The sequence below is a fragment of the Photorhabdus noenieputensis genome (genome assembly GCF_018448935.1).
Lineage (GTDB): Bacteria > Pseudomonadota > Gammaproteobacteria > Enterobacterales > Enterobacteriaceae > Photorhabdus > Photorhabdus noenieputensis.
Genome location: NZ_RCWC01000055.1, coordinates 1 through 11142, shown reverse-complemented (window position 1 = coordinate 11142; position 11142 = coordinate 1). Strand labels below are relative to the sequence as shown.

General features: G+C 46.0%; 11 protein-coding genes. All 11 read left to right on the top strand.

Features of this window, described 5'->3' with window-relative positions:
* Nucleotides 1-1196 (top strand): DUF2345 domain-containing protein (locus tag EAE91_RS22420; protein ID WP_214090392.1); only part of this gene is annotated, 1196 nt, incomplete at its 5' end.
* Between the two features lie 10 nt (nucleotides 1197-1206).
* The gene (locus EAE91_RS22415) at nucleotides 1207-2235 is read left to right on the top strand and encodes a DUF4123 domain-containing protein (RefSeq protein ID WP_214090391.1); all 1029 of its coding nucleotides are present in this window, start codon (nucleotides 1207-1209) and stop codon (nucleotides 2233-2235) included.
* 11 nt (nucleotides 2236-2246) lie between these two features.
* Nucleotides 2247-4256 carry a T6SS effector BTH_I2691 family protein gene (locus EAE91_RS22410; protein WP_244868994.1) on the top strand — a complete coding sequence of 670 codons (2010 nt, stop codon included), beginning with the start codon at nucleotides 2247-2249 and terminating at the stop codon, nucleotides 4254-4256.
* 6 nt (nucleotides 4257-4262) lie between these two features.
* Nucleotides 4263-4847, top strand: coding sequence for a hypothetical protein (locus tag EAE91_RS24395; RefSeq protein WP_244868993.1), 585 nt, complete (start codon nucleotides 4263-4265; stop codon nucleotides 4845-4847).
* On the top strand, nucleotides 4844-5854 hold the full coding sequence (locus EAE91_RS22405; RefSeq protein ID WP_214090390.1) for a putative type VI secretion system effector: 1011 nt from the start codon (nucleotides 4844-4846) through the stop codon (nucleotides 5852-5854). The genes EAE91_RS24395 and EAE91_RS22405 overlap by 4 nt, the downstream gene beginning before the upstream one ends.
* Before the next feature lie 77 nt (nucleotides 5855-5931).
* Nucleotides 5932-6921: a putative type VI secretion system effector gene (locus EAE91_RS22400; RefSeq protein WP_214090389.1), complete on the top strand. Its 990-nt coding sequence runs from the start codon at nucleotides 5932-5934 to the stop codon at nucleotides 6919-6921.
* 77 nt (nucleotides 6922-6998) lie between these two features.
* The gene (locus EAE91_RS22395; protein ID WP_214090388.1) at nucleotides 6999-7988 is read left to right on the top strand and encodes a putative type VI secretion system effector; all 990 of its coding nucleotides are present in this window, start codon (nucleotides 6999-7001) and stop codon (nucleotides 7986-7988) included.
* A 183-nt stretch (nucleotides 7989-8171) separates the two neighbouring features.
* Nucleotides 8172-8930, top strand: coding sequence for a hypothetical protein (locus EAE91_RS22390; protein ID WP_214090387.1), 759 nt, complete (start codon nucleotides 8172-8174; stop codon nucleotides 8928-8930).
* Nucleotides 8931-8957: 27 nt separating this feature from the next.
* On the top strand, nucleotides 8958-9230 hold the full coding sequence (locus tag EAE91_RS22385) for a PAAR domain-containing protein (protein WP_214090386.1): 273 nt from the start codon (nucleotides 8958-8960) through the stop codon (nucleotides 9228-9230).
* 5 nt (nucleotides 9231-9235) lie between these two features.
* Nucleotides 9236-10411: a hypothetical protein gene (locus EAE91_RS22380; protein ID WP_214090385.1), complete on the top strand. Its 1176-nt coding sequence runs from the start codon at nucleotides 9236-9238 to the stop codon at nucleotides 10409-10411.
* Nucleotides 10404-11142, top strand: a 739-nt coding sequence (locus tag EAE91_RS22375; RefSeq protein WP_422615666.1) for a type VI secretion protein IcmF/TssM N-terminal domain-containing protein, incomplete at its 3' end; no start/stop codon positions are given. The genes EAE91_RS22380 and EAE91_RS22375, both read left to right, overlap by 8 nt.

Sequence of the window (11142 nt, the reverse complement as noted above, 5' to 3'; positions counted from 1 at the left end):
TGACCAGCAACTGGCCGAACGACACCTACGGCCATATCGACGTCAAGGGTCGCTACCGCGTCAAATTTGATTTTGATCTGGATGAATGGCCGCTGGGCGGTGAAAGCCTGTGGGTGCGCTTAGCCCGACCGTATGCCGGTAAAACTCACGGTTTTCACTGGCCGCTGATTCAGGGAACCGAAGTGGCGATCGCGTTTGAACAGGGGAACCCGGACCGACCCTACATTGCCCATGCGTTGCATGACTCCCGGCATGAAGACCATGTGACCCTTTACAACTACAAACGCAATGTGTTGCGCACACCGGCCAACAACAAACTGCGTATGGATGATGAGCGCGGCAAAGAGCACATCAAACTGAGTACCGAATATGGCGGGAAAAGCCAGCTCAATCTGGGCCATCTGGTGGATGGAAAGCGACCGCATCCCAACAAGCGCGGCGAAGGGTTTGAGTTACGTACCGACGACTGGGGAGCCATCCGGGCCGGGAAGGGGCTGTTTATCAGCGCCGATCAGCAGGTTAAAGCCTCGGGTGAGCAATTAGATATGCAGCGGACGCTGGCTGAACTGGAGGCGGCGTTTCAGACCGCGGCGGGGTTGCGTTATGCCGCTGAAGCGGCGAAAGCGGAACTGGCTGATATTGAAACGCAGGCCGCTTTTATGAATGAGACCCTTAAGGCGCTGCAACAGCGGGCGCTTTTGCTTTCTGCGCCCTCAGGTATTGCTCAGGTGACGCCGGGCAATTTGCAGCTCTCCGCCGGGGAGAATCTGATAACTACCGTCGGTTGTGATGCGGATATGAGCATTATGAAGAAATTCCGGCTGGCGGTGGGGAACGGGCTGAGTTTGTTCACCCGAACCTTGGGCCTAAAGCTGCTGGCGGCTTCCGGCAAGGTAGAGATTCAGGCACAGACTGACGCGGTAGATGTGTTGGCTCAACAGGCACTGACGTTGGCAAGTCAACAGGATTGCGTGACCGTCTCGGCGAAAACGGAACTGCGTCTGGAGTGCGGCGGGGCTTATATCTCGCTGAAAGACGGCCATATTTCTTTTGCCGGTCCCAAAAATGCCCGCTTCCAGTGTGACATTTTGCAGAAAAACGGCCCGGTGAGTCAGAGTTCAGACCTGACGTTACCTGAGCGTTGCATATCAGCATCAGCGCGAATGGCTGGTGAGCAAAACGGTATGACCAAATAAGGAGTGAACAATGACAGAAGCAACTACTCCACTGACTGTGGATTATGATTTTTCCCCTGAGGCTGAAACCAGACGGCAAACCGGTTTGCTGGCTGATTTGAGTACGGCATTTACTCAGCATGGCGGCCACGGTTTTTTACTGGTTGACCCGGCGGTTTTTCTGGATACCCGTCAGGAAGAAGGGTTTCCAGTGGCGATCCTGAATCATCAGCCGACGGCCATACCGACGCAGATAAAGCATCACCGCTTTGAATCCCGTTATTCGCCCTGGCTGGTGCCACTGGATATTAATCAGTCGGAGGATGCTGAACTGTTGGCGCTGAGCGTCACGCAAGCATTGCAGGAAGCCAATCCGGCGGAGTTGATAGCCGGACGTGGGCGAATGGTGTGTGGCTGGTTGTTTAGTGCCAGCCCGGCCTCCGCGATTGCACACCATATCAGTATGATGGCGGTGCAGTCCGTCTCATTTCAACCGCAGGTCATGCTGCGCTTTTATGATCCGGCGGTCAATAATGCCTTTTGGCCGGTACTGGATAGCTGGCAACGCTCGCGTTTGTTGGGGCCATTGACAGACTGGTATCTGATTGACGGCGACGGTCAGTTACTGCACCGGGACAATGCCGAGTCTGCTCAGGAACTGTACATCTTTTCACTGTCATTGACAGCGGAACAGGTAGAAGAAATGGCTTGGTCAGGGCCGATGAATCGGGCACTGCGCCGATATCGTCAGGCACACCGTAATCAGTTACGCCGGACGGAACTGGAATCCCTGCATATTATGCTGGCCTTGCTGCGTCGGGTGACAGCACGCTACGCCTTTAATGCAGTACAGGACCTCGAAGCCTGTGCATTGCATGGTCTGCTTTACCACCCGGAGATAGATCTACACCCCCGAATACAGTCGCTGTTATCCCATGAAGAGGGCAGGAGCGCAGGCAGTTATGTCATTCGCATTGCTGAACTGACAACAGAAACGTGGTTGGCACTGGCTCGTGACTGCGGCCGTCCCAATCCTGCCATTATTCCCTTAGAGAACTAGGAGATGTTGTGATGAATCAACCGTTATGTCAGACGTGTGAATCCACTGGACCGGCGCTGCTGCCGGTGCGTTATACCGTGGTGCCTGATAATGTTTCGGAAACCCTGCCGACGTGGGCGGAAACGCCAGAACCTTCTGCGCCGGGTTACCATTATGCGCTGCGTGCCTTACGGCAAGGGTTTTTGTATGTTTATTACGCGAGTGCTGGATTAGATGAACCGGAGAGTTGGGATGCCTGGAGCATTAGCGAGGATGGTGCATTATGGCAAAATCTGAGTGCGCCTTTTGGTGTCTTACCCCAGAAAACCGCAGATTGTCATGCGCCGACTCATCAGAGCGCTAATGTGGAATTTATCGTACTCCAGGATATGGCCTTGTATACGGAAACTTGGCTGGCTTTCTCTCCCTCAATGTGGAGCAAGGAGACCATTGAGTATTATCACAACAACCGCGCAGCGCGGGAAAAGCGGATGCAGTGCGTGAAACCGTGGCAGTGGCGCGGGGTGCCGGAAGGGGTGGGGATTGTTCAGGCGACGATAGAAAACCTGAATGGGGTCATCGATTACTGTCTGGGCGACAATGATTCTGGCAAATATGTTCTGTCTTGTAACCGGAAAGTGCTGCGTATCAGCCGGACATTAGAAGAAGCGCCCTACTACGAAGTTTATCACGGTGCGTTGAGGCCAAAGAGCACCTTGTATCCGTGGAGTAGCAAGCGAGCGGGATGTGCGGACATTACGGTCAGAGCGATGCAAAAACGCGGGCGGGCTGCGGATGGCACGCCGGTATCGCCGGTATTAATCGCGTTGCATGATCCGATAGGAATAGCGCATGAATTAGCGGGCTGGGGTGATGATATCGCCGGGGTGCATAAAACCTTTCTGGATGAATTGTCGATTGAGTTTATGACTGACAGTTCACTGAATGGGGTGGAGAATCAGTTGCGTCAAATGCACGCCACACATTTCAAAAAGCCGGATAAAAAAAAGGATGCCATTTTGGCGGCTTCTGCGGGTTTGTCAATTCAGGAGTGGGAAAAATGTAGAGAGGATTCAATTCGTCACGCCATCGAATCGGATAAGAAAGCGTTTGCCCACGATTGGAAAAAATATACCGCAGAGCTGAATCTGGCTAAACGACAGGCATTTAATCAATGTTATGCCGATCTTTGCACCGACGTGGCGAAGGAACTGGAGCAACTGGCCCAGTTGAGGGTGAGTTGGCTGAAACAGAGTGGGTTTATCACTTGCTGTCAGGATTTTCATACCACCCGACTGGAGGACAATCTCAATTATCGTGAGGCAGTGGATTATGCCATCGCTTCGCTGAATGTGACCGAAACCGGCTGTACCTATTTAGATGCCTTAATTGACGAATATTCTGCGTTGTCGCCGGAAAATATTGTCTGGCGCTCGTTATTGCTGAATAACCCGGAAGTGATGAAAGAGATGGACGGGTTTTTACAGAAGATGCAGTTGAATAAGGGGAATGAAAAACCAGCCGACATCTCAGTGTTTATGAAGACGGTAACGACACTGAGTGGAAAACTGGTTGAAGCCTACGATAAAGCGAATGAAGCACTGGAAAAGCCGCCCAAATCCGACAGTACCTTTGCCCGGGCGATGTTACACAGTGACCGGCGGCTGGTCACGCTGGGTGACCGGTTCTTTAATTTTACCCGTTTAGGAAAGGTGCTGAATAGTACCAATGAAATGCTGAGTAAAACTCTATTCTCGGTGATTTCAGGTGTATCTTTTGGCAGGGCGGTGAAACTATCGGTATCGCAGCTTCAAGAGGGTGATCTATTCCGGCGTCAGGTGTTGAAGCAACTTAAGGAATCAGGAGCAAAAGCTCATCTTGAAACGAAAAATGGTTATAACGATAAATTTAAAGAATTTGTTGAAAGTGCAGAAGGAGAGCCAGTGTTAAAAAAATCTCGGATTAAATTATTGGCCTTATTTTTTAATGGGTTGGAATATGCCAATCAGTTAAAAGAGAGTAAAGGGGATGTCAAGGGCTAGGCCCAGGTGACCGCCGCGTTTTTAAGTACATTGAGTACGGCAATGGAGATTGTGGAGCCGATGGTTAAGCACGGCATAGAAAATATAGCTGCTGCCAACACGATTAAGTTTATTGGGACGAATGCAGGGACGGTTTCTGCTGCATTAAATTTTGGAGTAGATATCAGTGAGTTGGGATCTGAATTGTGGAATGGACGACGCTGGCAGTTTATTGGTCTTTACGGTCTTAAAGTGGCTTATGATTTTGCGCAACTCACAGCAGCATTAAATGGTTTATTAGAAATCTTAATTAATAGGGCATTAATTTCAACTGAAAGTTTACTAGTTAGAGGAGTATCAAGGCTTTTGGTGTGGGAATATTTTGTTTTGCTATGTAATTGGCGAGTGATGCTCGTTATTTTTGTGGTTGAAGTATTAGTGATATATTTTTCTGATAATGACTTACAAAAATGGTGCAGAAGTTGTGTTTTTGGTTTGGAGCCAGCGAAAAATTTGCAATCCACGCAATGGATTTACCCTGAATCACAGAAAGATAAGTTGTGTGAGGAACAACGTAAAAGTTTTTTTGAAGCAATTAAGGAAGGCTTATGAGTACTTATCGTCCTTATAAAGAAGCTATTGACTTTGATGAAATAAAACGTCAGAGAAAAGATATTGATATATCGGTAAAGGTTAAGCGAGAAATAATAATTCCGCGCTATCCTGAGGATAGAAAGGAGGAAGAAAAAGCGATTGAGGAACTTCAAGCTAAAATCCCCGAACTGGATGCGATATTAGCAAAAGAACCACCGCCACCGGAATTGCCGCCGGGTAAGCCGTTAATCAAAGTGAGTGGTGTATTAGAAGAACTCGAAACACTCTGTGTTATGGGTTATTTTACTGATCGTGAATATGATCCGGCCGCTTTTGCCCGTCAGGAAGAACGAGAGTTGTTTGGAGGGTTATTGATGGCAGTGGCAGGAAATACTTCAGCGGCGGCAGTTAGTTTGCAAACCAAAGTGAGGATAAGGGATGTTTGTGATTTTGTCCGGGGTAAAATTAATGGAGTGCCATTTCACGGTTGGTTAGGTTTTACTATAGCAAAAGCGGGTGATTACGTTGAATTAGCAGTAACCGAGCAGGAGGGACACTATGTGGTTTATGCCATTGCCCATCCCGAATTAAGGGTGATATCGATGACCCCGCGTTGTAAACAGGGTATTCACTCAAATGCTAAATATCAGATACGTGGCACTTGGTATGGTTCTTTAGTGCTTTTCTTTGCTTTCATGGTAGGGGGAATTTTTAGTGAGCAAACCAGAGAAAATATTATTTTGTATATAAAATATACCTCTTTATTTTGTGGTTTGATGGCAATTGTTTTTTCACCGTTAATCTATTTTTCCTGTATGAGAAAACCTAAACCGACATTTAGGTTGGCTGAGGAGATTTTCACGGTATTGGATTTCCCTAATCCTACGGAAATTAATCTTTATCAATTTACGATGAAAAAGTTGAAGGAAATGAAGGCTAATTCTCCGGCAGGGAAATCTGGTAAAGAGAGTGAAAGAGTTTTGCCGGATAAGAGCTGTTACTCCAGCTATTACTATTATTACTGATTCAAGTAATTGAGCAGAGGATATCGGTTTTATGAAGAACAACGTAACAGTTTTGCTAATGCAATTAAGGATGGATTATGAGTACTTTTCGTCCTTATAAAGATGCTATTGATTTTGAAGAAATAAAAAGTCAAAGGAAAGATATTGATATTGTCATTAATGTAAATCGAAAACATGCTATAGAGTTTCCTCATCGTAAAGAAGAAATGGCAAAAGAGATAATGGAGCTTCAAGCCAAAATCCCTGAGCTGGATGTAATATTGGCAAAAGAGCCGCCGCCACCGGAATTACCACCGGGTAAACCATTAATCAAAGTGAGTGGTGTATTGGAAGAGTTCGAAACCCTATGTGTGGTTGGTTATTTTACCGATCGTGAATATAATCCAGCCGCCTTTGCCCGCCAGGAAGAACGAGAACTGTATGGGGGATTATTGCTGGCGATAGCAGGAAATACCTCGGGTACTAATTCACAAGCCACAGTGAGGGTAAGTGACGTCTGTGATTTTGTACGGGGGAAAATCAATGGTGTGCCATTTCACGGTTGGTTAGGGTTTACCATAGCAAAAGCGGGTGATTATGTTGAATTAGCGGTGACCGAGCAGGAAGGGCATTATGTGGTTTATGCGATTGCCCATCCTGAATTAAAGGTGATATCGATGGTACCACGTTGTAAACAAGGTATTCATTCAAATGCCAAATATCAGGTACGTGGTACTTGGTATTGCTCTTTAGTTATTTTCTTTATGTCCGTGATAATGTGGTTTTTCTTTATTAAGGAAGATATTGTGGGATATATAGAATATATGTCTTCATTTTGGGGAGGAATGGCTGTTGTTTTTTCACCGTTAATCTATTTTTCCTGTATGAGAAACCCTAAGCCAACATTCAAGCTTGCTGAGGAGATTTTTACTGTATTGGGTTTCCCTAATCCTACGGAAATTAATCTTGAGAAATTCACAAAGAAGAAGCTTAAAGAAATCAGGGCCAATTCATCAGATGAGGAGTCCAGTCAAGGCAGGGTTTTGCCTGATAAGTATTGTTTATTAAGCAATTACTACTATTACTGATTTAGATAATTAAATAATAGGAATCAACTGTATGAAGAACAAAGTAAAAATTTTGCTGATGCAATTAAGGTGCTCTCATGAATACATATGAGTTTTTGAAAGATCCTATTGACTTTGAAGAAATAAAAAGTCAAAGAAGCAGTCTTGATACATGGATTGAAGTAAACCTTGACTGGATAGTAAGCCATCCAGAAGACAGAGAAGAAGCAGAAAAGGAGATTGCAAAAACAAAAGAAAAAATCCCTGAATTGGATGCAATATTAGCAAAAGAGCCACCATTACCAGAATTGCCCCCGCATAAACCATTAATCAAAGTGAGTGGTGTATTGGAGGAATTCGAGACGCTCTGTGTCAAAGGCTATTTTACTGAACGAGAATATGCCCCTAAGGAATTTGCCCGAAAGGAGGAGAATGAACAGTTTGGCGCTCTATTGATTGCGATGATGGGGAATGCCTCTTGGTCTGCGGTGAATTCACAGACTAAAATAAGGTTGTCTAGCGATTATCATTTTGTGCAAGGGAAAATCAATGGTATCCCTTTTCATGGTTGGTTAGGGTTGACGACAGTAAAAAGAGGTGATTATGTCGAGTTAGTTGTGATGGAACAGGAAGAGCATTATGCTGTTTATGCGCTGACAAAGCCTGAACTGAGAACTATTTCTATTATTCCTTGGTGTAATAAAGGGATACGATCAAAAGCATGGGATGAAGTCTTTTATACTTGCTGCATATTTTTTCTTATCGCTGCTATTTGTTTGGGAACTATTCTTTTTCCAGATGGCAGCAATTTTTGGGATGGAGCAGATATTTTTACCTTATGGCTTATGTTTTTTACAGCGGTATTTTCTGTCTATTCATATGTTGTGAGCATCAAAAAACCGTGGCAGTCAATTAAATTGGCTCAGGATATTTTCTCAGTATTGGGCTTTCCTAGTCCGCAAGATATTAGTCTTGAGAAACTAACCAAGAAAAGGCTTAAGGAGATAGGGGCTAATCCATCACTTGAAAACAGTGAAGAAGTCTTGCCGGATAAATACTGTTTTATAAGCAATTACTACTATTACTGATTCAAGTAATCGAGTGGAGATAAAAATTTATGAGATAGTCCTCAGAATTATCTATGCTGAGTCGTAGAGATTAAAAGATTACCGGTCTTTGGAAAATTCAGTCATGAATTATCCAAGGTGAAGTTTTGTCTATTTTCATGCAGTTTGTTTTGTTTGTAATTTTGTGTAAATCAAGGAGTTTTTGTGAAGCAGATCTATAAAATGGTTTGGATAGGTTTTGCTATTAATCTATCGACATATTTGCTTTTGTTGGTTGTTATAACAGGATTTGATTCCAATTATATTGGACTCTCTTATCGAGAGCAGAGTTTTTTCGATAAGATATTAATATTTATGCTGATCTTTATTTTGCTGGAAGTGGCTAATCTGTTGGCTATTCTCAAAATGCCAAGATACGCGAAAATCAGCTCTTTTATTACATCCTGTTTCTTTCCATTTGGGGTGGTTTATTTTATTGGGTGTTTGTTGTCGATTCAGCGCGTTGCACTGTCCCCATTCACTGAATATCAGGATAAGAATACCGCGCCAAATTCCGTGGTTTATTTTATCCGGGAGAGGTATCGGGACAGCGCGTGGATTTGGAGTTTTGGAGCTATTTTATTGCTGATTAAGGGAGCGAGTGGTATTTGCATCATGATGGCTGCTGAACGTTATCTCTCTTATCGTAAGACAAAAGATCGTTATTTCTTTGCAGAGAAATCAGGGGGCTTTTTGTTAACACCGACCCCGTTGAGTAAAACTATTTTTCTGCCTTATGAATGCATTAAAAGAGTTGAGGAACGTGAAAATAGTGTGCTGATAACTGTCGATTTAAATAAGAAAATCGACATCGTATGCTCAAAGAAATTTATTGATAGCGATGATCGCAACAAAGTCATCAAAACGCTTTTACAGGCGGCGTTGAATAATCAGGGCGATAATATTATGGCGCTGAAAATGTAAAAATTTATTCTTAATGATATAGGGTTCATGATGTTTGAAGGTGTTATTCGCCTGGGCGATAAGCTCAGTAGCGGCGGTGAAGTGATTTCCGCCTCCTCTTCTATCGAAATTGAAGGTAAAAGAGTCGCATTATTAAATGATTTAGTCAGTTGTCCGCTGAAAGGGCATGGTATTAATCGTATTGTTAAAGCTAATTCTCAATGTATTTCCGATGGTAAACCGGTCGCGTTTGATAAAGCGCTTTGCCAATGCGGTTGTTATGTCATTTCCAGTACGACGAAAGCCGGAATAGGGGAGTAATAGTAATGGCTTGGGATATTCCGCAATCTTATTCCGTACACCGGCCAGAACCGCCAGTCTGGTCGCTTTGGTGGCGTCTGTTCAGTCTGGCTTGTTTCGCCGTCGTAGTTGCTGTCGGCAGTTTCTGGTATCTGTTTAAAGATCCCGCCAGCTTGCTTTATGCGTTGGTCGCTTTAGCCGGAATAACCGCACTGTTCGGGGTGATTGCCGGTTGGCGGTTGTTTCGTTACGGCGTCGAATTGGAGCAGGCGGAAGTGCTGACGCAAGAGAACGCCTGGCAGGAAGCTCGCTGGCAAGCGTGGGCTTCGCAGGCGATACGGGTTGTGGATTATGGCGCGCTTTTTCCACCGGAAGTGCCATCACCGGCGGATAAGACTGTATTGGTCAATGGCGATAGCGCGCTGGCATTGCCCCCTTTTTCCAATTATCTCAACTTGTTTAAAAATTTACTGGGAGCGGTGCGCAGTAGTTTGGCAGCGCATGTGGTTAATCATAAAGTGAATGTCTATTTTCCATTAGACAGACCCGAAGCCGTCGTATGGGAACAATTTTGTCAGGTTTGGAAAAAACTGGGGCTGCCGTTGTCTCAACTGCAAGGCCCGGTAAAACTCAACGCCGATTATACCCATCAAATAAGCGACTGGTTGACCACGGAAACCAAAGGATTGCTGTTGGTCATAACATGGTGTTGGGAGGGCAATAAAACGCCGGAGGCAACCAGTGAGGGTGCGGTGGTTTGGTTACTGGCCCCTTCCTCTTCTCAATTGTCGGCAAAATGCTGTCTGCATCGGCCGATGGCGACTGTAGCCGAGGAGGCTGAGCAGAGTGTGGCCCAACTTCTGCGTTATCAATGTCCTGCCATCACTGCCGGGACTCTGTGGTACAACGATGCCGACTCACCGGAGAAAGACAGGCTGTTAATTCGGTTGAATCAGAGATTGAAAGCCTTGCCATCATCGGCACAGAAGAGCGAGCCGACAACGCTTGATCAGCAGTTCGTCCCCCATTGGCTTGGGAAATCAGGGCCATATGCGGATTGGTTTGCATTAACACTCGCCATGAAAATGGCCGAGTATCAGCAGGTGCCACAGCTTTTTCTGCTAGCGCACAATACCACGTTACAACTGGGGACTATCTCCCCGCTAAACAATGTCACTTCATCAGGGGACTTCCATGTTTAAAGCTTTTATTACCCGTAATTTGGGGGTAGGTCTGATCACCAGTTTGATCGCACTGGTGTTGGGCGGATTGTTATCTTTCTGGGGCGATCGATTCGGGTTGTCTACTCAGGCTATCAAAATAATTGTCTGGATTGTCAGTATGGTGGGGGTGATATGGCTGTTGAATCTTTTTCGTGATTACAAACAGCGTCTGCCCGCACAGGAAATAGCGGTTAGACCGCCTGTAGAGCAAGCTGTACTTTCAGAAGTGCCATTTTATTTTCAACGGTTGCAATATCAGCTTCGTCGGCGTTATGGCCCCTTTTGGCGTCGGCGGGTGTGTATTTTGTTGGTGATGGGACAACGGGAACAAGTGGAAGCCATTGTCCCCGGGCTGACAGCTCAGCACTGGCAAGAGGGCGAGCACAATCTATTGCTGTGGGGCGGCAGTTTGCAGGTTCAGCCGGATAAAGCGCAGTTACAGGCGTTGCGTAGGTTGCGTCGCCGTCGCCCGCTGGATGGGGTGGTGTGGGCGATGAGCGAAGACCAGCTCGGCCAGCGGACGCAGATAGAGACCGCGTTGCGCATGCTGGAGAAACAGGGGCGACAGCTTGGCTGGCAGGCACCGGTGTATGTGTGGAATGTGCGTCACAGCGACTGGGACCAGCGCGACCGGCCAACCCAGACCGTGGGCTGTTTTCTGTCCGGGGAGTATACGCCTGAGATGTTAGCAGAGAGCCTGAACAGCCTGA